The organism is Streptomyces sp. NPDC090021, from assembly GCF_044748225.1.
Classification (GTDB): Bacteria; Actinomycetota; Actinomycetes; order Streptomycetales; family Streptomycetaceae; genus Streptomyces.
In genome coordinates, this window is the sequence record NZ_JBIVFO010000045.1 from 12,950 (window position 1) to 34,500 (window position 21,551).

Sequence of the window (21,551 nt, forward strand, 5' to 3'; positions counted from 1 at the left end):
GACGGCGCTACCGGACCACGATCGGTTCGGGTGGCGCCGCCCGTGGCGACCGTGTGGTCTCGAAGGAGTGTGAACGATGACAACCATGTCGGAACGGATATCCCAGTCCGCCTTCGACGACTCGAGACTTCGGGTCGTGCTGCTGCTGGATCTGTACGACGGTGCGCAGAACCAGTTCCTCGAGGTCTACGAGGACCTCCACAAGCAGGTCTCCTCCGTCCCCGGGCACATCCGGGACGAGCTGTGCCAGTCGATCGAGAATCCGTCGCAGTGGCTGATCACCAGCGAATGGGAGAGCGCACCGCGGTTTCTCGCCTGGGTCAACAGCGAGGAGCACGTCGCGTCGGTCCAGCCCCTCCACGGCTGCGTACGGGACACCCGTTCGCTGCGGTTCAGCGTGCTGCGGGAGACCGGGCAGGACCACGGTCCCGGCGCCGCCGCCGCGGCCTTCTCCCCCGGCCCGCCCGCCGGCTCCGCCTTCGCCCCCGCTTCCGCGGACGGCCCGGACCGCTCCAGGGGCCGCCTCCAGGTCGCCCCGCGACGCGGTGACGGTGTGGTCCGCCACGCGCTGACCTTCACGGTCAAGCCGGGCAGCGAGGACGTCGTGGCCGGGCTGCTGAGCGGGTACACCTCGCCGCAGGCGCAGGTCGACGAGCACACCCGGCTGCGCCGCACCTCGCTCTTCATGCACGGCAACCGGGTCGTACGGGCCGTCGAGGTCGAGGGGGACCTGCTCGCGGCGCTGCGTCACGTGGCCCTGCAGCCCGAGGTCAGGGCGCTGGAGGAGGCCATCAACCCGTACCTGGAGCAGGACCGCGATCTCAGCGACCCCGGTTCGGCGCGGACCTTCTTCACCCGTGCGGCGCTGCCCGCGGTGCACCATGTGGCGGCCGGTGGCGGTGAGGGCGCGGAACTCGACCGGCACGCGCTGTTCTATCCCGCCAAGAAGGGCTGCGGCATGGAACTCGCCCGGCTGCTCGCCGCACAGGACGAGACGGCCGTGGACGACGCGTCGAGCCCGATCGAGGCGAGCACCGTCTTCCAGCGCGACGACATCGTCGTGCGTCTGCTCGACCTGCGCGGACCGCACGACGCCCGGCCGGCTCTGACGCTCGGCGTCGAGGGCGGCCACCGGGCGGCGGTGCTCGCGCGGCTGCTCGACAGCGCCAAGGACGGCGTCCCCACCACCCACCAGGAGATCTCGCGCTTCCTGGAGCGTTCCGAGATGCGCCTGATCACCGACCGGCGTTCGCCGGCCCGAGCCTAGGAGAAGCCCGCCATGACCGACCGACTGACCGTGGAAGAACTGGCCGCGCTGATGAAGAAGGGTGCGGGCATCGCAGTCGACCCCGCCGTGATGGCCAGTCGGCCCGACGCGCAGTTCGATGAGTGGGGGCTCGACTCCCTGGGGCTGCTCGGCATCGTCGGCGAGCTGGAGAACCGGCACGGCCGGCCCCTCCCCGCCGGGGCGGACCAGTGCAAGTCGCCGCGCGAGTTCCTCGACCTCGTCAACGAAGCCCTGACGGCCGGCACCTGAAGCGTCCGGGCGGACGGGCGCCGCCGCCCGGCACGCATGACGACGCCCCGGGACCGGCCGACCGCCGGTCCCGGGGCGTCGTGGCGCGTGCCGGCCGGGAGGATCACCCGGGCACGGTGCACTCGAAGGCGTGCAGGTAGGCGTTGACGGGACGGATGTCGCCGAGCACCAGTCCGGCGTCCGCCAGCCGGGTGCGGAGGCTTTCCTTGGTGTGCTTCGCGCCGCCGACGTTGAGCAGGAGCATCATGTCCATGGCCGTGGTGAAGCGCATCGAGGGGGTGTCGTCGACGAGGTTCTCGATGACGACGACCCTGGCTCCGGGGCGGGCGGCGGCGACGACGTTCCGCAGGCACCTGCGGGTGCTGTCGTCGTCCCATTCGAGGATGTTCTTGATGATGTAGAGGTCGGCCTCGACCGGAACGGCCTCGCGGCAGTCGCCGGGGACGATGCCGGTCCGGTCGGCGAGGGGACCGCCGTCGCGCAGCCGGGGATCGGCCTTGGCGGCCACGCCGGGCAGGTCGAGCAGGTACCCGCGCACGGTCGGGTGCTTCTCCAGCAGGCTGGCCAGCACGTGCCCCTGGCCGCCGCCGATGTCCGCGACCACCGAGACGCCGGTGAGGTCGAGGAGGTCCGCGACGTCCAGCGCCGACTGGACGCTGGAGGTGGTCATGGCGCGGTTGAAGACGTGCGCCGACTCGTGGGCGTCCTCGTGCAGGTACGTGAAGAACCCCTTGCCGAACAGCTCGTGGAAGATGCTCGCGCCGTCGCCGCTGCGCACGGCGTCGTCGAGGCGCGGCCACGCCTGCCAGGTCCAGGGTTCCGTGCACCACAGCGAGATGTCGCGCAGGCTGTGCGGGTCGTCCTCGCGCAGCAGCCGCGACATCTCCGTGTGGACGAAGCACCCGTCCTCGGTCTCGGCGAAGATCCCGTAGCAGGACAGGGCCCGGAGCAGGCGTTGCAGGGGCTTCGGCTCCGCCTGCACGGCGGCCGCGAGCTCGGTGGGGGTGGCGGGCGACTCCCCGAGGGCGTCGGCGACCTTGAGGCGGGCCGCGGCCCGTACGGCGGCGGCGACGGCCGCGCCGAAGGCGAGCTCCCGCAGGCGCATGGCCGGCGGGGGCGTGTGCGGGGGGCCGGCGTTCGGTGCAGGGACGGGGGCGGGGGTTGCGGCGGGGGTGGAACTCACCGTTGTCATGGGGCCTCGATTCTCCTGATGAGGGGGGACACCGGTCAGCACATGCCGGCGGGCACGGAGGTGTCGCACCGGTTGTTGAGGAAGCGGTTGCCCGACCCGGCGCCCTGGTTGGCCAGGTCCGCCGGCAGGTTGTCCCTCACCTCGTTGTCCTCGATGACGTTGTCGGTGTTCGTCGCGCCCACGAAGCTCTTGAACAGCAGGATGCCGCCCGACAGCGGGGAGGATCCGACGTTGCCGCGGATGGAGTTCGAACGCACGATCGTCTCTTCGGCGCCGGTGAGGACGACGCCGACGCCCTGGATGTCGGGAAGGCGGCTGTTGCCCTTGCAGAACTTGTTGTTCTCGTGGATGCGGTTGCCTCGGATGGTCAGGTCACCGGCTCCGGGCTCGCCCTCGTCTCCCACGACGAACACGCCGCCGCAGTTGCCGCTGAGGTTGTTGCCGCTGACGGTGAGGTTCCGCACGCGCCTGACCGTGACCCCGATCCGGTTGCCGGTCAGCCGGTTGCCGCGGATCACCGCGCCTCCGGTGTCGGTGGCACCGCCCTCGCGCGCGACGGTGTTGGCGATGAAGATGCCCGACTCGGCGTTGTCGCGGGCGATGTTGTCGCGGAAGAACCCGCGGGTGGACCGCTCCTGGGCGATGCCCCAGGTGCTGTTGTTCTCGGAGATCACGCGTTCGACGCTCAGCCGGTCGGTGTACGAGGCCCAGATGCCGTTCCGTTTGAAGCCCGAGACGGTCAGCGCCCGGATCTCGACCCGGGCGACGGGCCGCTCCTCGGTACCCATGACGCAGATGCCGGTGTCCGCCTGCGAGCAGGCGAGGGCGGCCCGCCCGGACGCCTTCGGCCCGGCCGGCAGGGTCTTCGCGGCCGGCGGCCTGATGACCGTCCGCTCTCCCCAGCCGCGCAGCGTCAGCCGCTTGGTGATCAGCACGTTCTCGTAGTAGGTGCCGGGCATCACGGTGATGGTGTCGCCCGGCCGCGCGGAGTCCACCGCGTCCTGGATCGAGTCGCCCGGGTGCACTCGGTGTCCGGCCGCGGACGCGGGTGGCGCGAACACGCCGAAACCGGCGGCCATGACGACGGCGATGCACGTGAGGGACTTCAGTTGTCGGTTCGTCACCATGCAGAAGTTATGGGCGATTGGGACATATCGCCACATTGGGTCATCGTATCGATGCATGCCGTGGGCAAACGGCCGCATTTTGACGTCCGGAGAGTGGATCGTCGTACCGGAGCCGCACCGCCGCGTACCGCGCCGCCCGCTACCGTCGGGCCGGCGTACGTCTTCCACCGGTACGGGGCCCACCACCTCGGCAACCGGTTCGGGAAGCACGGGGTGCCGAACAACCAGTACGGCGGTGCGACCGCAAACCTGTGCACCGGCTCGAACGGCGCGGGCTGCGGCAGCCCCCCTCGCCTCCAAGACCGGTGTGCATGCCGACCTCACGCCGGTCGACTCCATCCGCCTCGACCGCCGGCACCCCCGCGAGGAGGACTTCCGGAGCCGTCGCACTTCGGCTCCGGAAGCCCGTGTTCTCTTCATACCGGCGGGAAGATCCCCGCTTCCGGTTGGCCCTCGCGGTAGCCTGGGCGATGCCGTCTCACTGTCTGGTCGCACTGCCATGGGGGATGTCGTGGGGGATCCGGACCACCGGCGGAAGACCGACCACCTGCGGGAGTCCGACGACGCCGCACGACCCTTCCCCGCCCAGCTGAGACGTCTGCGGTTGCAACGCGGCCTGTCCCTCGCGGACCTCGCCCGCGCGACGCACTACAGCAAGGGCTACCTGAGCAAGATCGAGACCGGCTCGAAGCGCGTCACCGTCGATGTGGCCCGCCGCTGCGACGACGTGCTGCGCGCAGGGGGTGAACTGCTGCGGATGGCCCGGGAGGCGGAGTCGCCCGAGGGTGGGGCCGCCGGCGATGCGGTCACCGTGGCCGGACCGCGGACGGAGGCCGAGTGCCCCTACCGGGGCCTGCCCGCCTTCACCGAGCAGGACGCCCGGTGGTTCTTCGGCCGGGAGAGGGCCACCGCCGAGCTGACCGAACGCGTCTTCGAGCGGATCGGCAGTGGGCCCCTGATGCTCGTCGCCCCGTCGGGCGCCGGCAAGTCCTCCCTGCTCAACGCCGGCCTCGTACCGGCGCTGCGGAGCGGTGGCCTCCCCATGCCGGGCGCCGACACCTGGCCGGTGGTCAGGCTCACCCCCACCGCGCATCCGCTGGAGGAACTCCTCTGCCGCACCGCGAAGGTGCTGGGCGGCGATCTCGGCATCACCTCACACGAGGTGCGGGAGCATCCGCACGTCCTGCTCGACGCGGTCCACCGGCTGTCGGAGCCCCGCCCGACCGCCCCGGGCCTGCCGCCGCCGCCCCTGCGTCCCGTACTGCTCGTCGACCAGTTCGAGGAGTTGTTCACCCTGTGCGCCGACGAGGACGAACGGCGCGCGTTCGTACGGGTGCTCTGCGCGCTGGCCGTCGCGGGACCTCCGTACGCCCCGGCCGTCGTGGTGCTCGGTGTGCGGGCCGACTTCTCCGGGAACTGCCTGGACCTCCCCGAGCTCGCCCCGGTCTTCACCGGCGGCCTGTTCGTCCTGCCGCCGATGTCGCCCGAGGAACTGCGGGAGTCGATCACCCTCCCGGCCCGGCTCGCGGGTCTCGCACTCGAACCGGGACTGGTCCCCCTGCTGCTGGCCGATGTCGGCCTGCGCGACGATCCGCCCGGCGGTGCGACGCCCTCCGGCGCGCTGCCCCTGGTCTCCCACGCGCTGATGGCCACCTGGCGCCGGCGCGAGGGCACCACCTTGACCGTCGCCGGATACGAGCGCACCGGCGGCATCCAGGGGGCGGTCGCCCGGACCGCCGAGCAGGTCTTCGCCCGCCTCTACCCTGCCGAGCAGCACACGCTCCGGCGCATCCTGGTACGGCTGGTGCACGTCGCCGACGGTACGGGCGCCACCCGGCGCCGGATGGCCCGGACGGCCCTGATGGAGCAACTGGCCGACGCGGGCCCGGCGTCGGCCGCGCTCGACGCCTTCGTACGGGCCCGCCTGATCACCATGGACAGCGACACCGTGGAGATCACCCACGAGGCCCTGCTGCACGCCTGGCCGCGGCTGCGCGGCTGGATCGGCGCCGACCGGGCGGGGCTCCTGATCCACCAGCAACTGGCCCACGCCGCGGCCGAGTGGGAGCGCGAGGGCCGTGACCCGTCGGTGCTCTACCGCGGGACCCGGCTGGACACGGCCCGCTCGTGGGCGGACGACCTCGACGGCAGGAGCCGGCTCGCCCCCGGGGAGGCGGACTTCCTCCGCGAGAGCCGCGCGGCACAGGACAGCCGCGAGCGGCAGGCCGCCCGCCAGGCACGGCTGCGCCGGCGGATGCTGGCCACGCTGGTGCTCCTGCTGGTCCTGGCCGTGGGCGCCGGCGGGCTGGCGTACCAGCAGCGCGCGGGTGCGCTCGGCCAGGAACGGATCGCCCGTTCCCGGGCGCTCGCCCTGCAGTCGGCGGCACTGGCCGCGGGGCAGCCGGAGGCGTCGATGCTGCTCGCCGGCGACGCGTACCGGACCGCGCAGACCAGCGAGGCGCGCGGGGCCGTGCTGAGCACCCAGTCCCAGCCGTTCGTCGCCCGGCTCGGCGGACACGGCGGACCGGTCAACACGGTGGCCTTCGGCCCGGACGACGGGCTGCTCGCGACGGGCAGTTCCGACGGGACGGTGACCGTGCGGCAGTTGTCCGACCGGCGCACCACCGCCACCTTCACCCTGGCCGGCCGGGTCCGCTCGGTCGCCGTGAGCCCCGACGGCCGCACGCTCGCGGCGGCCTCCACGGACGGGCCCGCACGGCTCTGGGACACCACCGGCGGCCGTCCGGGCGCGGCGCTCCCGGCGAGCACGACGGGCTCGCGTGCCGTGGCCTTCGCGCCGGACGGGCGTACCGTGGCCACCGGCTGCCCGGACGGGACGATCCGGTTGTGGGAGACCACCGGGGAGCACCGCGCCGTCGCGTCCCTGGCCGGGCACACCGGGCGGGTCAACGCCCTGTCCTTCGCCGCGGACGGCCGGATGCTGGTCTCGGCCGGCTCCGACCGGTCCGTACGGCTGTGGGACCCGGTGGGGGCCGCCGAAGTCGCCGTGCTGCCCGGGCACACGGACGAGGTGCTCGGCGCGGCGTTCGCCCCGGACGGCCGTACGGTCGCCACGGGGGGCGTCGACCGGACCGTACGGCTGTGGGACGTGGCGGGGCGCCGGACGACCGCCACCCTCACCGGGCACAGCGACGACGTCAACGGCGTCGCCTTCACACCGGACGGGACGACGGTGGTCAGTGCGGGCGGCGACGGTACGACCCGGCTGTGGGACGTGGCCGGCGGCCGGCTGACTGCGTCGCTCGCCGGACACACCGACTACGTGCTCGGGGTGGCCGTGGACAGCCGGGGCGCTGTGCTGGCCACCGCGGGGTTCGACCAGTCGGTGGTGCTGTGGGACCTGCGGGGCGCGGTGCTGGCCTCGCGGCCGTTCACGGAGGTCTGGCACGCCGCGTACAGCCCGGACGGGAAGCTGCTGGCCACGGCGGAGGCCGATCACGCGGTGCGGCTGTGGGACGTGGCGGGGCGCAGGGTCGTGGCCACCTTCGGCGGGCACACCGAGACGGTGTTCGCGGTGGACTTCTCGCCGGACGGGCGGACGCTGGCCTCGGCCGGTTCCGACGGCACGGTCCGGCTGTGGGACGTCGCGGCGGGCGGCCCGACGGCCACGCTGGCCGGCCAGGGCGGGACCGTGTTCGCGGTGGACTTCTCGCCGGACGGGCGGACGCTGGCCTCGGCCGGCTCCGACGGCACCGTCCGGCTGTGGGACGTCGCCTCGCGCCGGCCGCTCGCCACGCTCCGCGGGCACACGGATTTCGCCAACGACGTGGCGTTCAGCCCCGACGGGCGCACCCTGGCGAGCGCCGGTGACGATCTGGCGGTCCGCCTCTGGGACGTGCCCGGCCGCCGCCCGCTGGCCGCTCTCACCGGTCATACGGGTGCGGTCCGGGGCGTGGCCTTCTCCCCCGACGGCCGCACCCTCGCCAGCAGCGGCAACGACGGGACCGTACGGCTGTGGGACGCGCGGCGCCACCGCTTCGAGTCGGCCCTGTCCGGCCACACCGGGTCGGCCCGGGGCATCGCCTTCTCCCCCGACGGCCGCACCCTCGCCAGCAGTGGCAACGACCGTACGGTGCGGCTGTGGGACGTGGCCGGCCGGCGCACGCTCGCGGCGCTCTCCGGACACACGAACGCCGTGTGGGGGGTCGCCTTCGCCCCGGACGGGGGGACGGTGGCGAGCAGCAGCACGGACGGCACGGTGCGGTTGTGGAACCTGGACGTGGGGGCGCGGCTGGCGGAGATCGACCGGCTGCGGCGGGGACGGGGCAGTCCGTCGTCCCTGGAGGCCGGGACGGACCGCTGAGGGGCCGTCCCGGCGACCGGGTCCGAGGGGCGGGGGTCAGCGGTCGCGGACCGCGACGATGCCGTTGAAGCCCGAGAAGGTGCCGCACACCGTGACGAGACGGCCGCCCGAGTCGAAGGGGGCGGTGGCGCACTCGCCGCCGAGCGCCGCGATCCTCCGGCTGGTCACCCGGAGGTTCTTGCCGAGCGGCCCCGCCCAGGGCGAGGTGGCGCTGCCGGCCGCGTCGGAGTGCATGCCGCTGCGGCCGTTGGGTGCGAGGATGATTCACGAAGGCGCGGCAGCCGGTCAGGGGTTGAGGCCGGAGACCGCGTTCGCGGTGGCCGTCAGGCCGCTGTGGATGGTCGCGGCCATGCTGCTGCTCGCGAGGTGGAACCCGAGCAGGACGCAGACGAGGGCGTGCGAGAACTTCAGCCCGCCGCTGCGCAGGAAGATCCAGGCGAGGATGAGGAGCAGGACGACCACGGAGAGGGAAAGCACCATCGAGACCTCCTGAGTCACCGTCATGGTGGCGCAGAGCGGGGTGCTTCCGGGCGAAGGACGTGTCCGCCGTACGGGTGTTGACCGTCCGTGACGGGTGGTCGGTGCTTGACGATCTCCTTCCAGTGGACCGTTCGCCCGCACCAGCGGTCGAGGAGCACCGGGTCGTGGCCCACCGCGAGCAGTCCGGCCCCCGTCTCGGCGCGGTAGTCCTCGACGACCGCGACCAGCGCGGCCGTGGTGGAGGCGTCCAGCATCGCGGTCATCTCGTCGCAGACCAGCCAGCGCGGCCGCAGCACCAGGGCCCGGGCCAGGCAGGCGCGTTGCAGCTGGCCGTCGCTGACCTCGTGGGGACGGCGGGAGAGCAGGTCCGCGCCGAGGCCCACCCGCTCCGCCAGCTCGGCCACGAGCGGCTCCGCTTCCCGACGCCGGCCGTTCGCCCGGAGGGGTTCCGCGACGAGGTCGCGGAGCCTGAGGCGGGGGTCGGCGGCGAGACGCGGCTGCTGGAAGACGACTCCGACGGCGGTGCGCAGGGAGCGGGGGGCCCGGTGGAAGAAGCCGGTGACGGTGTGGCCGTCGAGGGTGACGGTCCCCCGGTCGGGCCGGTGCAGCAGGGCGGCGACCCGGGCCAGGGTGGACTTGCCGCAGCCGCTCGGTCCGAGCAGGCCGAGGGACTCCCCCGGACGCAGGCTCAGGTGGGCGCCGCGGACCGCGGGGGCACGGCGGTCGTAACCCGCGGTGATGTCCTTGAGCTCAAGCATGGTGGCAGGCCACCCCTTCGGTGAGCACGGGCCGCCGGGTGCGGCAGAGCGGGTCGACGGCGGCGCAGCGGGCGGCGAAGGCGCAGCCCGGCGGGAGCGCGCCGAGCTCGGGCGGGGCACCGGGGACGGGGGTGAAGGCCCGTTCGGGGAGTGCGTCGAGGAGGCCCCGGGCGTAGGGGTGGCGGGGGCCGGGGCTGCCGAAGAAGGCTCCGGCCGGGGCGATCTCGACGATCCGTCCCGCGTACATGACGGCGACGGTGTCGGCGATCCGCTCGGCCGCGGCCAGGTCGTGCGTGATCATCAGCAGTGCCCGGCCGTCGGCGCGGGTGTGGGCGCGGAGTTCGTCGACGGTGCGCTCGACGAGGTCGCGGTCGAGGCCGGTGGTGGGTTCGTCGGCCAGGAGCAGCGGTGCGTCGCCCACGAGGGCGAGGGCGGTGGCCGCGCGCTGGGCGAGGCCCCCGGAGAGCTCGTGGGGGTGGCGGTCGAGGTGGGAGGCGGGGAAGGCGGCGCGGCCCGCCGCCGCCCGGGCCGCCGCGCGCACGGCGGCGAGCCGGCGCCGGCGTCCGCCGCGGGCAGGGCCGTCGGTTGTGCCGGAGGCGGGGACCCGGCCGGCCGGAGAGGGGTGGGGCCCGGCCGCCGCCGTGCCCTCGGCGGCGTCCTGGTCGGCGTACCCGGTGCCGGCCCGGTCGCGAACGGTCTCCTCCAGATGGGCGCGGACGGTGCGGACCGGGGTGAGGTGCGCGGCCGGGCTCTGCGGGACCAGGCCGACGCGTCGGCCGCGTACGGTCCGGGCGAGGGTGCGCTCGTCGGCGGCCAGCAGGTCGAGGCCGTCGGCGAGCCGGGCCGATCCGGCGGTCTCGGCGTTGCCGGGGAGCAGGCCGAGGAGGGCGGAGGCGAGTACGGACTTCCCGCAGCCGCTCTCCCCGACGAGGGCGAGGCTCTCGCCGGGGGCGAGGGTGAAGTCGGCGCCGGTGACGGCCTCCACGTAGCGGCCCGCGGGCATGCGGAAGCGGACGGAGAGGTTCTCGACGCGCAGGACGGGGCCGGTCCCCCCGGTGCGGGGGGCGTCGGCTCCGGCGGGCGTGGCGGGGGCGGGTGGTGAGGGGGTCACAGGGTCAGCTCCGAGCGGCGGCGCGGGTTGAGGCGGTCGCGCCAGGCGCCCGCGAGACCGGCGATGGCCAGGGTCGGGAGGATCAGGAGGAGGCCGGGGAAGAGGGTGGGCCACCAGTGACCGGCGAGCAGCGAACCGCGCGCGGTCTGTACCAGGTTGCCCAGGCTCGCCTGGTGGGCCGGGAGTCCGAGGCCGAGGAAGGAGAGGGCGGACTCGTGCCACATCGCGTGCGGGATCATCAGCACGGCGGCGAGGCAGGCCTGCGGGAGGACGCCGGGTACCAGGTGCCGTACGGCGACCCGCCACCGTGAGGCGCCGCCGGAGACGGCGGCGTCCACGTAGGCCCGGCCGCGCAGGGACATGACCTCCGCGCGGACGATCCGGGCCGTCGAGAGCCAGTGGGTGACCGCGACGGAGGCCACGACGGGCCAGACGCCCGGCCGGAACACCGCCACGACGAAGATGCCCAGGAGCAGGTGCGGGACGGAGGAGAGGGTGTCGACGGCGCGCATCACCATCCGGTCGGTCCGGCCGCCGAGCGCGCCCGCGGCCGCGCCCACCGCGGTGCCGATCACGGTGGCGGCGAGTGCGGCCACCAGTCCGACGAAGAGGGAGACGCGCAGTCCGTACACGCAGCGCAGCAGCAGGTCGCGTCCGACGTCGTCGGTGCCGAAGGGGTGCTCCCACGAGGGGGGGCGAAGTTTCGCCGCGAGGTCGACGGCCTGCTGGTCCAGTTGCGCCAGCGGGGGCACGAGCAGGACGGCGAGCACGATCACGGCCATGACGGTGGCGGAGGTGCGGACCCGCAGGGTGCGGGTGGAGCGGCGGGTGCGGCCCTGCGGGCGCCAGACCTGCTCAGCCATCGAAGCCCACCCTCGGGTCGGCCAGGCCGTACAGCAGGTCGGAGAGGAGGTTCCCGGCGAGTACGGCGGCGGTGGCCAGCACCGTCAGGGCGGCCAGGAGCGGGAAGTCGACGGAGGTGGCCGCCTGTACGGTCGCCGCCGCGATGCCGGGCCAGCTGAAGACCGTCTCCACCAGCAGGGCGCCGGTGATCAGTTCGGGTGTCCGGGAGCCGATCAGCGTCAGCATCGGGAGCAGGCCGGAGCGCAGGGCGTGCCCGAGCAGGACCCTGCGTTCGGCCAGTCCCCGTGCGCGGGCCCCGCGTACGGGGTCCTCCGCCAGTGCGTCGGCCACACCCTGGCGGACGTACAGGAAGAACCAGGGCAGTTGGGAGACGCCCAGGACCAGTGCGGGAAGCACCACGTGGGAGGCGACCTGCCCGGGGGTGACGGTGTCGCTGCCCGCGTCGGTGAGACCGCCCGAGGGCAGCGCGCCGAGCCGGACGGAGAAGAACCAGATGGCGAGCAGTGCCAGCCAGAAGGCCGGGGCCGCCTCCAGGGTGTAGGCGAGTGCGGACACGGCGCGGTCCAGCGGGCCGCCCGCCCGGCGGGCGGCGAGCACCCCGAGCGCGGTGCCCGCTAGTACGGCCAGGGTGAAGGCGCAGGCCGCCAGCAGCGCCGACCAGCCCACCCGCTCGGCGATGACGTCGGCGACGGGCCGGCGCATGACGGCGGAGGTCCCGAGGTCGCCGGTGAGGGCCGAGGTCAGCCAGTCCCACCAGCGTGCGACCAGGGGCCGGTCGACGCCGAGGTTGATCCGCAGCTGGTCGAGTTCGGCCTGCGAGGCGGTGAGTCCGGCGGTGCCGGCGTAGGCCTTGACGGGGTCGAAGGGGGACAGTGCGGCGAGGGCGAAGACGCCGAAGGTGACGGCGAGCAGGACGGGGGCGGCGGACAGGGTCCGCCGCCCCGCCATGCGCGCCATCGGCCTCCAGGGGAGGCGGACGGAGCGGGTGGTCACTGTGTGTGGCTCACTTCTGCTTCGGCTTCCAGCTCTCGACGTTCCACCAGGGGCCGGAGCCGAGACCGTGTTCGTGCGGCTCCACCTGGGTGCCGAGCCCGTCCCACCTGTCGTTCACGACGTAGAGGTGGTCGATGTGGGTGAGGAAGACATAGCCCGGGTTGTCGGCGAGGCGCCGCTGCACCGTGTCGTAGGCGGCCTTGCGGACGGCCGGGTCCGCACTGCGGCGGCCTTCGGCGAGGGCCGCGTCCACGGCCGGATCGTCGTACCAGGCCATGTTGTTGAAGCCGTCGCCGCCCAGCGACGAGGTGAGCAGCAGGTACTGGTCGAAGTCCGGGTCGGCCGGTGAGCCGCCGCCCGCGAGGACCGCCTCGGTCTTCATCCGGGGTTCGATGACCTCCCAGGTCCCGGCCTCTACGGTGACCTCGATACCGGCCTTCTTGGCGTCGGAGGCGAAGGCGAGGGCGTGGTCCTGGCGGATCTTGTCGCCCGAGGTGTACCAGAGCGGGAAGGAGGCGCGGACCCCGTCCTTGACGCGGATCCCGTCCTCGCCGGCCTTCCAGCCGGCGTCGTCGAGGATCCTGCGGGCCCGGTCGAGGTCGTGGCGTCGCTCGGTGCCGGCCGTGAACCACGGGCTGTCGGTCGGCACCGGGCCGAAGGCGGGTTTGCCCGCGCCTTCGAGCAGCTTGTCGACCATGGCCGTGCGGTCCACGGCGATGTCGAGTGCCTGCCGGACGGCGAGGTCGCCGGTGACCTCGTGGTGCGTCGGGAGGGTGACGTTGCGGTAGTCGAAGGTCTTGGCGGCGTAGGTGCGGCGGGACCCGTCCTTGGCGAAGCCCGCGGCCAGGTTCGGCGGCAGGACGGCGCCGTCGAGCTCGCCGGAGCGCAGCCGGGTGGCGCGGACGTCGTCGTCCTTGATCACGGCCATGGTGAACTTCTTGACCGCGGGCTCGCCGCCCCAGTAGCGGGGATTGGCCTTGAAGCTGAGCTTCTCGCCCTTGGACCAGCCGACGAGCACGTAGGGGCCGGTGCCGACGGGCCGCGTGGTGAAGTCGCCGCTGTTGACGTCCTGCGCGCCCGCGACGTGCTCGGGGGCGATGGGCAGCACGGTCCGCTCGGCGAAGGGCGCGTAGGGGTACTTCAGGGTGAAGACGACGGTGTCCTCGCCCTTCGCCTCGACGCCCTCGATCGCGTCCAGTTCGGTCTTGGAGGCGTTGTTCGTCCCCGCGGCGAGGATGGTCCGGTAGGTGAAGACGACGTCCTTGGCGGAGAAGGGGGCCCCGTCGCTGAAGGTGACGCCCCGGCGCAGCGCGAAGGTGTAGGTGCGTCCGTCCGCGGAGACCTCGGGGAGGCGCTCGGCCAGGGCGGGCTTCAGCTTCAGGTCCGCGTCGTGCGCGAGCAGACCGTCGAAGATCTTGGAGTTGCCGTCCTTGCCGTAGCCAAGCAGCGGGCTGAGGCTCTCCGGCTCGGTGGCGATGCCGACCACGACCGAGTCGGCGGCGGCCGCACCGCCGGCTCCGGGGGCGGAGCAGGCCGCCACGCCCGTGATGAGTGCGGCGGCCACCGTCGTCCTGGCCGCTCCCCGTACTGTCCGGGCCGTCATGCTCTGCACATCCCTGTTCGCGTTTATCCGTTATTGCAAAGAGATGGCAATAATGCCAGAGGTGATCAGAAGTCGACGAATCGGGTCACATCACCGGTCGGCGACGCACAGGTCTTGTCGCCCTCCCGCCTTCCGTGCCATATATGTCTAGACCTTTACGGAAGCCGAGGAAGGCACCCCGTGCGACGCAGCGCCCCCACGCTCGCCCTCTTCCTGACCCTCACCGGCGTCACGGGCCTCACCGGCCTCACCGCGTGCACCGCCCCTGACACCGAGCCGCCGTCCGCCCCCACCGGACTGACCGCCCAGGCCGGCAGTGCGACCTCCGTACACGTCATGTGGAACGCGGCGGCGGACCGGGACGGAGTGACGCGCTATCAGGTCTTCGAGGCCGGACGGCTGGTGCGGGAACTCCCCGCCGAGAAGACCATGGTCGACATCACCGGCCTCACCCCGCAGACCGGCTACTCCTTCACGGTGCGGGCCCTGGACTCCGCCGGCAACCTCTCCGGGGCCGGACCGGCCGCGGCCGTGACCACCCCGGCGGCCAGGGCCGAGGACCGCACGGCACCCACCGCCCCCGCCACCACCGAGGGCAGCGCGACCGGCCCCCGCTCCGCCCGGCTCTCGTGGACCCCCTCGACGGACGACACGGGTGTCACGGCGTACGACGTCTACCAGGCCGGCGTACGCATCCACACCGCCGGGCCCGGCGAGAGCGGGACCACGCTGACCGGCCTCCGGCCCGACACCGTCTACACCTTCACCGTGCGGGCGCGGGACGGCGCGGACAACTCCTCCCCCGACGGCCCGGCCGTGGACGTGAGCACGCCGCCCGCCTCCGGCGACGGCCCGGGCACCGCCCCCGCCGACCTCACGGCGACCGCCTCACCGGGCGCCGTCACCCTCGCCTGGACCGCCCCGGACACCGGACGCCCGACCGCCGAGTACGAGCTGCACGTCAACGGACGGCCCACCACCGTCATCCAGTTCGGCGCGGGCGCGGTGCCCCCCGGACGGGTGGAACACCGCCTCACGGTGACGGAACCCGCCGGCACCGAGTGGACCGTGAAACTGCGGGCCAGGCTCCCCGACGGCAACTGGGGGGCCTTCTCGGCGGAACGGCGGATCTCCCTCGCCGGATGACCTCCGTGCACCGATCCCGCCCGAACGGCACGGTGGGACAGGAGATCACGCACAATACTCCCGTGTTCGGTGAGTACTCGGTCAATGACAATCAGCCAGATTCCACGGACGGCGTTCCCGCCCCGGGCGCCGGGACACCACTGGGCAACCTGCCGCCGGAGTCGGCGAGCTTCATCGGCAGACAGCCCGAACTGAACCTGCTCGGGCAGCTGTTGCGCGAGCGGAGGCTGGTCACCCTGACCGGGGTGGGAGGCGTCGGCAAATCCCGGCTCGCCCTGCGCGCGCTCGCCGGGGCCGGCCGGACCCGGCCGGACGGTGTCTGGTGGGTCGACCTGTCCCCGCTGCGCGATCCCGCCCTGCTGACCGCGACGGTCGCGCACGCCGTGGGCCTCGCCGACCACACCCCGCGCCCGCTCGACGAGGAGCTGTGCGCGTGGATGGCCGACCGGGAGCTCCTGCTCGTCCTGGACACCTGCGAGCACCTGGTCCCCGAATGCCGCCACCTGGCGGGCGAACTGCTGCAGTCCGCGCCCGGGTTGACCATCCTGATCACCTCCCGGGAGCCGCTGCGCTGCGCGACGGAGGAGGTCGTCGAGGTTCGCCCGCTCCCCTGCGAAGGCCCCGACAGCGACGCCCTGGCCCTCTTCCGGGCCCGCGCCCTCGCCGCGAACCCGCGCGCCGCCGCCGTCTTCGCCGACCCCGAGCGGACCGCGGTCGCCGCCGAGGTGTGCCGGCGGCTGGACGGGATCCCCCTCGCCCTGGAACTCGCCGGCGCCCGGCTGCGGTTGTGGACCGTCGAGCAGATGGCCGAGCGGATCGGCGAGCGCTTCGAGATGCTGTCGGACGTCCGCGTCCCCCGGCCGCCCCGGCACCAGACGATGCGGACCACGATCGGCTGGAGCCACGAACTGTGCGAGCCGCTGGAACGGCTGCTGTGGGCCAGGCTCTCGGTGTTCACGGGAGACTTCGACATCGCCGCGGCACGCGCCGTGTGCGCGGGCGGACCGCTGCCCGCCGCCCAGGTGGAACGCCTGCTGGCCGGTCTCGTCGCCAAGTCCGTGGTCCTGCGCACCGAGGAGCGGGGCACCGGCACCCGCTACCGGCTGCTGGACACGATCCGCGAGTACGGGCACGACTGGCTGGCCGAGCTCGGCGAGACGCACCTGGTCACCGACCGGCACGCCCACTGGTACGCAGCCCTCTCGCACGCCGCCGACCTGGGCTGGATGGGTCCGGGGCAGGTGGACTGGTACCGCCGGATCACCGCCGAGCACGCGCAGTTGCGCACCGCCCTGGAACACCTGCTCACCTCCGACCCGACGGCGGCGCTGGAGATGGCCGGCGCCCTGTGGTTCTACTGGTTCGCGTGCGGGCACGTGCACGAGGGCCGGGCCTTCCTGGAACGGGCCCTGGAGACCGCCCCGCGCACGGAGGTCGCGTACAACCAGGCCCTGTGGTCCCTCGGACTCACGATGGTGCTCCAGGGCGACATGGACGAGGCCCGGCGCGTCGGCGAACAGTGCGCGCGGGACGCCGCCCACCTCGCCGACCCCGAACGGGAACTGCGCGCCGCCTACCTGCACGCGGCGTCCGTCCTCATGCCGGGGGACCCGGTACGCGCCCTGGAGCTGGCCGGGCCGCAGGCCCGGGCAGCATACGGCGGACGGACCACCGGGCCGGGCTGGCTGCTGTGCAAGCTGTCCACCAGCTACTCGCTGTGCGCGCTGGGACGCTTCGGGGAGGCGGCCGAGGAGGCGCGGTCGCTGCGCGAGGCCTGTGCGGAGCTGGGCGACCGCTGGATGCGGTCCTATGCGGACTACATCCTGGCGGTGGCCGCGCTGGGCCTGGGCGACCACGGGGAGGCCGCCCGCCACGTACGGGCGATGCTGTCGGGGAAGCGGCTCCTCGGCGACCGGCTGGGCATCGCACTGGGCCTGGACCTGCTGGCCGCGGCGGTGGCCGGGCTGGGCGACGGCGAACTGGCGGCCCGCCTGCTGGGCACCGGGCACGCGTGGTGGCGGACCGTGGGCCGGCCGCAGATGGGCTCACCCTCGCTGAGAGCCGTACGGGACCAGGGCGAACGACAGGCCCGGGCGGCGATCGGGGACGCGGCCTTCGAGGCGGCGTTCCTGGGCGGGGCGGCGGCGCCCACGGGCTGAGTCCGGCCCGTGGACGGCGCGCTGCGTAACTTCGCCGGGGCTCCCGTCAGTACGGGAGGGGTCTGCCCGACGGTGTGCGCAGATCCAGGTCTCGGGGGGCGGGCTTGGGGACGGGCTTGCGGATCAGCTGCTGGCGCATGCTGCCTCCTCGCTCAGACCAGGGCCGGGCGGCGGGGTTCCACCGCGCGGCTGTCGGGGAGCAGTTCACCGGTGTCGTCGAAGATCACGACTCCGTTGCAGAGCAGGCTCCATCCCTGTTCCGGATGGGAGGCCACACTGCGGGCGGCGTCGTGGTCGGCGCTGTCGGCGGCTGGGCAGGGGGGCTGGTGGGAGCACATGGCGCACCTCCTCGCGATGTGGGGCGGGAGGGCCGGTGGTCACCCGGTCGAATCCGCGATCCACGGTGGCGGCGAGTATTACTGATCGCCGCCCCCGGACGGAACCCATATTCGCCGTCCAGTTCACGGTGTGTATGCCCGATTACCATGCGCTCATGCCCGTTATCCGGATCGTTCACCGCACGTCCGCGCCCGCCGCCGGGGCGTGGTCCAGGCTCACGGACTGGAAGCGCCACGGGGCGCAGGTCCCTCTCACCCGGACGATCATCGAGACGACGCCGCCGACGCGGGTGGGAACGATCTTCACGGCCCGTACGGGTGTGGGCAGGATCACATTCGACGACCGGATGGAGGTCGTCGTCTGGCGACCGCCCGCCGCGGGCTCGCCGGGACTGGTCCGGCTGGAGAAGCGCGGCCGGGCGGTGACGGGCTGGGCGGAGATCGAGATCCGCCCCCTGCCCGCGGGCGGCGCGGAGATCCACTGGCGCGAGGACCTGCGCCTGCGCGGCCTCCCCCGCGCCCTGGACCCCGCGGTCGCGGCCGTGGGCCGCCTCCTCTTCGGCCGCGCCATCACCCGCCTCCTGCGCCCCTGAGCCCCCGGCCCACGGCGGGCCGCACGGCCGCGGGACCCGGAAGCCCCGAACGACCACCGCGGCACGCGCCGCACGACGAAGGCCCCCACCGCCGCCGGCCGGAAGGCGGACCGCGGGGCCACTCGGGCGACGGCGTGCCCACACGAGCACAGTCCGCCCCACCCACGGACCCGGCACGGTCCTGGGGCCCGCGGGCCCCAGGACCGGCTGTCCTCGATGCCGCACCACGGACCCGGAAAGCCCCCACAAGATCAACCCGCTCAACGCCCACGGTCCTCGCAACTCCCACAGATCGCGGGTGTTGCGAGGACCGTTAGAACCCAAGCAGGCCGCGGACCCGTACCGCAGCGGGCCCGGCACGGGTGCACCGCCCACCCGCCCCAGGGCCCGCAGGCCTCGGTACCGCACGGCCGCGGGCCCGCGGGGCCGCAGGGCCCCGCGGATTCGTTCGGCTCCGCGCTAGCGGATCGGCATGCCGGAGATCGTCCGCGCGATCACCAGCCGCTGGATCTCGCTCGTCCCCTCGAAGATCGTGTAAATCGCACTGTCGCGGTGCATGCGCTCCACCGGGTACTCGCGGGTGAAGCCGTTGCCGCCGAGGATCTGGACGGCCTGGGCGGTGACCTTCTTGGCGACCTCGCTCGCGAAGAGCTTGGACATCGAACCCTCCGCCGATTCGAAGGGCCGCCCCGCGACCGCCATCCACGAGGCCCGCCACACCAACAGCCGGGCGGCGTCGATCTGCGTGCGCATGTCGGCCAGCTGGAAGGCCACGCCCTGGTTGTCGATGATCGGGCGGCCGAACTGCGTACGGGTCTTCGCGTAGTCGAGGGCGACCTCGTACGCGGCGCGCGCGGTGCCCACCGCCATCGCCCCGACGGCCGGCCGCGAGGCCTCGAAGGTCGCCATGGCCGCGTTCTTGACCCGCTCGCCCCCGCCGCTGCGCGCACGCTCCCTGGCCCGTGCGAGCCGCTCGTCCAGCTTCTCCTTGCCGCCCAGCAGGCAGTTGCCGGGGATGCGTACGTCCTCCAGGACCACCTCGGCGGTGTGGGAGGCGCGGATGCCGTGCTTCTTGAACTTCTGCCCCTGGGACAGCCCGGGGGTGCCCGGCGGCACGATGAAGGAGGCGTGCCCCTTGGTGCCCAGCTCCGGGTCGACGACGGCCACGACGATGTGGACGTTGGCGATACCGCCGTTGGTGGCCCAGGTCTTGGTGCCGTTGAGCACCCACTCGTCCTTGGCCTGGTCGTAGACGGCCCGGGTGCGCATCGAGCCGACGTCCGAGCCGGCGTCGGGCTCGGAGGAGCAGAAGGCGGCGACCTTCACGTCGTCGGGGGTGCCGTACATCTGGGGGATCCAGGTGCCGATCTGCTCCTCGGTGCCGTTGGCCACGACGCCGATCGCCGCGAGCCCGGTACCGACGATGGACAGCGCGATGCCGGCGTCGCCCCAGAAGAGCTCTTCCATGGCCATCGGGATGCCGAGCCCGGTCGGGTCGAAGAACTGCTGGGCGTAGAAGTCCAGGGAGTAGATGCCGACCTTGGCGGCCTCCTGGATGACGGGCCACGGAGTCTCTTCGCGCTCGTCCCATTCGGCGGCGGCGGGTCGCATCACATCGGCCGCGAAGCCGTGGATCCAGTCCCGCACCTGCTTCTGGTCGTCGTTCAGCTCCATGGTGAACTCCGCCATGTCCCCTCCACCTGTCGTACTCGTTCGCTCCGGAAGTTACCAGCGGTAACCTGCGTGGGGACCACAGTCTGTTACCGGCGAGTAAGCACTGTCAAGCACGAGCGATGCCGTCGACGGCCCTCAGGTCGTGCCCGCCGGTTCGATCGCCGGGGCGCCTCGGGTGTTACGTTGCGTGGGCGTCAGGCACATCGCAAGGGCGGGGAGAGAACACGTCATGGAGACCACGCAGCAGACCGGCGAACCGGGAGCGGCCGAACGCCGTCGGCGCGAGCTGCTCGAAGCCGCCGACCGGGTCGTGCTCAGGGACGGCCCCAAGGCCTCCATGAACGCCATCGCGGCCGAGGCCGGCATCACCAAACCCATCCTCTACCGGCACTTCGGGGACAAGGCGGGCCTCTACCAGGCACTCGCCGTCCGGCACACCGACGCGCTGCTCGACTCGCTGCGGGCGGCGCTCGACGCCCCCGCCGAGCGCCGTCGGCGGGTGGAGTCGACCCTCGACACCTACCTCGCCGCCATCGAGGCCCGCCCGCAGGTCTACCGCTTCCTGATGCACCCGGCGGAGGACTCGCACACCGCCGAGCGCGGATTCGACGTGGGCCTGCACTCGGCCCCGCTGCTGCGCCGACTCGGCGAGGAGCTGGCCCGGGTGATCAGCGAGCGGGTCGACCTCGGCCCGGGCGGGGAGCAGCTGGCCCGGGTCTGGGGCCACGGCATCGTCGGTATGATGCACGCGGCCGGCGACTGGTGGCTGGGCGAACGCCCCTGCGAGCGCGCGGACCTGGTCACGGGGCTCACCGACCTCCTCTGGGGCCGCCTGTCCACCGCCGGCAACCGCGAGGACGGTCCCGGCTTCTGAGTTCCGCTCCGGTCCCGCCACGGCCGCCTCCGGCGACGAAGACACCGCGCGGGACGGCCCCGGGCGGAGCCGAGCGGGCCACCGGGTCCGGGCCGGCGCCCAGGATCCGATCGGCAGGAAACCCCCTGGCCCGCGAAGAACGGAGCTAGCCGCGCGCCGGGCCGGGGTCCCACGGGGCCTTGCGGATCGCCCGCTGCAGCCGGCGGGCGCGCATCCCCGTCACGCGGTCCGCGTACACGGTCCCGTCGAGGTGGTCGCACTCGTGCTGGAGGCAGCGTGCGAAGAAGCCCGTCCCGGAGATACGCACCGCGGCACCGTCCGAGGTGACCCCCTCCACGACCGCGTGGTCGAAGCGGACGGTGCCCGCCTCCAGCCCCGGCAGGGACAGGCAGCCCTCGGGCCCGAGGAACTCGTCCCCGTCGGCCGTCACCAGACGCGGGTTGACGATGTGCCCGACGTGCCGTACCTCTTCGTCATCGGGACAGTCGTAGACGAACACCCGCTGGGCGACACCGATCTGGTTCGCGGCGAGGCCGACGCCCTCGGCGGCGTACATCGTCGCGAACATGTCCTCGATCAGCCGGTCGAGGGCCGGACCGAATTCGGTGACCTCGGCGCAGGGCGAGTGGAGCACCGGATCACCCAGCAGGCTCATGGTGCGGACGAGTCCGGTGGTACCGGGGATGAGGCGCTGTCGCATGGCCGTAAGCGTACGACGGGCGACTGTATGAGGAGATCCGCGGCGGGGCTGGGGCGCCGCGGTCAAGGCTCCGGCCGG

At 73.4% G+C, this 21,551-nt stretch carries 18 protein-coding genes and 1 pseudogene; 7 read left to right on the plus strand and 12 right to left on the minus strand.

Annotated elements, in window-relative coordinates; translation table 11 throughout:
* Positions 1-76 precede the first annotated feature (76 nt).
* Positions 77-1,267 carry a SchA/CurD-like domain-containing protein gene (locus tag ACIPXC_RS29175; RefSeq protein ID WP_401624052.1) on the plus strand — a complete coding sequence of 397 codons (1,191 nt, stop codon included), beginning with the start codon at positions 77-79 and terminating at the stop codon, positions 1,265-1,267.
* Positions 1,268-1,279: 12 nt separating this feature from the next.
* Complete coding sequence (locus ACIPXC_RS29180; RefSeq protein WP_401624054.1) at positions 1,280-1,537, plus strand: acyl carrier protein; 258 nt, start codon at positions 1,280-1,282, stop codon at positions 1,535-1,537.
* 103 nt (positions 1,538-1,640) lie between these two features.
* On the opposite strand, the gene ACIPXC_RS29185 is transcribed toward ACIPXC_RS29180, so the two are convergent.
* The gene (locus ACIPXC_RS29185) at positions 1,641-2,729 is read right to left on the minus strand and encodes a methyltransferase (protein WP_401624056.1); all 1,089 of its coding nucleotides are present in this window, start codon (positions 2,727-2,729) and stop codon (positions 1,641-1,643) included.
* Between the two features lie 35 nt (positions 2,730-2,764).
* Positions 2,765-3,856: a nitrous oxide reductase family maturation protein NosD gene (locus tag ACIPXC_RS29190; protein ID WP_401624058.1), complete on the minus strand. Its 1,092-nt coding sequence runs from the start codon at positions 3,854-3,856 to the stop codon at positions 2,765-2,767.
* A 511-nt stretch (positions 3,857-4,367) separates the two neighbouring features.
* Here ACIPXC_RS29190 and ACIPXC_RS29195 point away from each other — a divergent pair.
* Complete coding sequence (locus ACIPXC_RS29195) at positions 4,368-8,180, plus strand: helix-turn-helix domain-containing protein (protein WP_401624060.1); 3,813 nt, start codon at positions 4,368-4,370, stop codon at positions 8,178-8,180.
* A 66-nt stretch (positions 8,181-8,246) separates the two neighbouring features.
* Here the strand turns inward: ACIPXC_RS29195 and ACIPXC_RS29200 are convergent.
* The 7 genes and pseudogenes from ACIPXC_RS29200 to ACIPXC_RS29230 form a co-directional block, all read right to left on the minus strand.
* Positions 8,247-8,438, minus strand: a pseudogene (locus ACIPXC_RS29200) (hypothetical protein); the annotation flags it as partial.
* Positions 8,439-8,465: 27 nt separating this feature from the next.
* A complete protein-coding gene (locus ACIPXC_RS29205) occupies positions 8,466-8,660 on the minus strand; it encodes a hypothetical protein (protein ID WP_401624062.1) in 195 nt (64 codons plus the stop codon).
* 20 nt (positions 8,661-8,680) lie between these two features.
* Positions 8,681-9,418, minus strand: coding sequence for an ABC transporter ATP-binding protein (locus tag ACIPXC_RS29210; RefSeq protein WP_401624064.1), 738 nt, complete (start codon positions 9,416-9,418; stop codon positions 8,681-8,683).
* Complete coding sequence (locus ACIPXC_RS29215) at positions 9,411-10,421, minus strand: ABC transporter ATP-binding protein (RefSeq protein WP_401624135.1); 1,011 nt, start codon at positions 10,419-10,421, stop codon at positions 9,411-9,413. The genes ACIPXC_RS29210 and ACIPXC_RS29215 overlap by 8 nt, the downstream gene beginning before the upstream one ends.
* Before the next feature lie 104 nt (positions 10,422-10,525).
* Entirely contained in the window at positions 10,526-11,392 is an 867-nt protein-coding gene (locus tag ACIPXC_RS29220; RefSeq protein WP_401624066.1) for an ABC transporter permease, read from the minus strand.
* On the minus strand, positions 11,385-12,350 hold the full coding sequence (locus ACIPXC_RS29225; protein WP_401624068.1) for an ABC transporter permease: 966 nt from the start codon (positions 12,348-12,350) through the stop codon (positions 11,385-11,387). Before ACIPXC_RS29225 ends, ACIPXC_RS29220 begins: the two co-directional genes overlap by 8 nt.
* A gap of 46 nt (positions 12,351-12,396) precedes the next feature.
* Positions 12,397-13,989, minus strand: coding sequence for an ABC transporter substrate-binding protein (locus ACIPXC_RS29230; RefSeq protein WP_401624070.1), 1,593 nt, complete (start codon positions 13,987-13,989; stop codon positions 12,397-12,399).
* A gap of 180 nt (positions 13,990-14,169) precedes the next feature.
* Here ACIPXC_RS29230 and ACIPXC_RS29235 point away from each other — a divergent pair, with 180 nt between their 5' ends.
* Together ACIPXC_RS29235 and ACIPXC_RS29240 are read left to right on the plus strand one after the other, a co-directional pair.
* Complete coding sequence (locus ACIPXC_RS29235) at positions 14,170-15,135, plus strand: fibronectin type III domain-containing protein (protein ID WP_401624072.1); 966 nt, start codon at positions 14,170-14,172, stop codon at positions 15,133-15,135.
* A gap of 62 nt (positions 15,136-15,197) precedes the next feature.
* Positions 15,198-17,294 carry an ATP-binding protein gene (locus ACIPXC_RS29240; protein WP_401624074.1) on the plus strand — a complete coding sequence of 699 codons (2,097 nt, stop codon included), beginning with the start codon at positions 15,198-15,200 and terminating at the stop codon, positions 17,292-17,294.
* A 152-nt stretch (positions 17,295-17,446) separates the two neighbouring features.
* Here the strand turns inward: ACIPXC_RS29240 and ACIPXC_RS29245 are convergent, their stop codons facing one another.
* Positions 17,447-17,632: a DUF5999 family protein gene (locus tag ACIPXC_RS29245; protein WP_386460507.1), complete on the minus strand. Its 186-nt coding sequence runs from the start codon at positions 17,630-17,632 to the stop codon at positions 17,447-17,449.
* Between the two features lie 155 nt (positions 17,633-17,787).
* Here ACIPXC_RS29245 and ACIPXC_RS29250 point away from each other — a divergent pair, with 155 nt between their 5' ends.
* Complete coding sequence (locus ACIPXC_RS29250; protein ID WP_401624077.1) at positions 17,788-18,225, plus strand: SRPBCC family protein; 438 nt, start codon at positions 17,788-17,790, stop codon at positions 18,223-18,225.
* A gap of 459 nt (positions 18,226-18,684) precedes the next feature.
* On the opposite strand, the gene ACIPXC_RS29255 is transcribed toward ACIPXC_RS29250, so the two are convergent.
* On the minus strand, positions 18,685-19,914 hold the full coding sequence (locus ACIPXC_RS29255; RefSeq protein WP_386460503.1) for an acyl-CoA dehydrogenase family protein: 1,230 nt from the start codon (positions 19,912-19,914) through the stop codon (positions 18,685-18,687).
* 214 nt (positions 19,915-20,128) lie between these two features.
* On the opposite strand from ACIPXC_RS29255, the gene ACIPXC_RS29260 reads away from it, so the two are divergent.
* Positions 20,129-20,773: a TetR family transcriptional regulator gene (locus ACIPXC_RS29260; protein WP_401624079.1), complete on the plus strand. Its 645-nt coding sequence runs from the start codon at positions 20,129-20,131 to the stop codon at positions 20,771-20,773.
* A gap of 145 nt (positions 20,774-20,918) precedes the next feature.
* On the opposite strand, the gene def is transcribed toward ACIPXC_RS29260, so the two are convergent.
* Positions 20,919-21,473, minus strand: coding sequence for a peptide deformylase (gene def, locus ACIPXC_RS29265; RefSeq protein WP_401624081.1), 555 nt, complete (start codon positions 21,471-21,473; stop codon positions 20,919-20,921).
* Positions 21,474-21,551 lie beyond the last annotated feature (78 nt).

Bases quoted from the DNA above. Each gene is read 5' to 3' on its own strand.
- ACIPXC_RS29250 (WP_401624077.1), top strand. From the start codon at position 17,788: ATGCCCGTTATCCGGATCGTTCACCGCACGTCCGCGCCCGCCGCCGGG.
- ACIPXC_RS29185 (WP_401624056.1), bottom strand. From the start codon at position 2,729: ATGACAACGGTGAGTTCCACCCCCGCCGCAACCCCCGCCCCCGTCCCT.
- def (WP_401624081.1), bottom strand. From the start codon at position 21,473: ATGCGACAGCGCCTCATCCCCGGTACCACCGGACTCGTCCGCACCATG.
- ACIPXC_RS29180 (WP_401624054.1), top strand. From the start codon at position 1,280: ATGACCGACCGACTGACCGTGGAAGAACTGGCCGCGCTGATGAAGAAG.
- ACIPXC_RS29225 (WP_401624068.1), bottom strand. From the start codon at position 12,350: ATGGCGCGCATGGCGGGGCGGCGGACCCTGTCCGCCGCCCCCGTCCTG.
- ACIPXC_RS29255 (WP_386460503.1), bottom strand. From the start codon at position 19,914: ATGGCGGAGTTCACCATGGAGCTGAACGACGACCAGAAGCAGGTGCGG.
- ACIPXC_RS29175 (WP_401624052.1), top strand. From the start codon at position 77: ATGACAACCATGTCGGAACGGATATCCCAGTCCGCCTTCGACGACTCG.
- ACIPXC_RS29230 (WP_401624070.1), bottom strand. From the start codon at position 13,989: ATGACGGCCCGGACAGTACGGGGAGCGGCCAGGACGACGGTGGCCGCC.
- ACIPXC_RS29245 (WP_386460507.1), bottom strand. From the start codon at position 17,632: ATGTGCTCCCACCAGCCCCCCTGCCCAGCCGCCGACAGCGCCGACCAC.
- ACIPXC_RS29215 (WP_401624135.1), bottom strand. From the start codon at position 10,421: ATGCCCGCGGGCCGCTACGTGGAGGCCGTCACCGGCGCCGACTTCACC.
- ACIPXC_RS29210 (WP_401624064.1), bottom strand. From the start codon at position 9,418: ATGCTTGAGCTCAAGGACATCACCGCGGGTTACGACCGCCGTGCCCCC.
- ACIPXC_RS29220 (WP_401624066.1), bottom strand. From the start codon at position 11,392: ATGGCTGAGCAGGTCTGGCGCCCGCAGGGCCGCACCCGCCGCTCCACC.
- ACIPXC_RS29190 (WP_401624058.1), bottom strand. From the start codon at position 3,856: ATGGTGACGAACCGACAACTGAAGTCCCTCACGTGCATCGCCGTCGTC.
- ACIPXC_RS29205 (WP_401624062.1), bottom strand. From the start codon at position 8,660: ATGGTGCTTTCCCTCTCCGTGGTCGTCCTGCTCCTCATCCTCGCCTGG.
- ACIPXC_RS29260 (WP_401624079.1), top strand. From the start codon at position 20,129: ATGGAGACCACGCAGCAGACCGGCGAACCGGGAGCGGCCGAACGCCGT.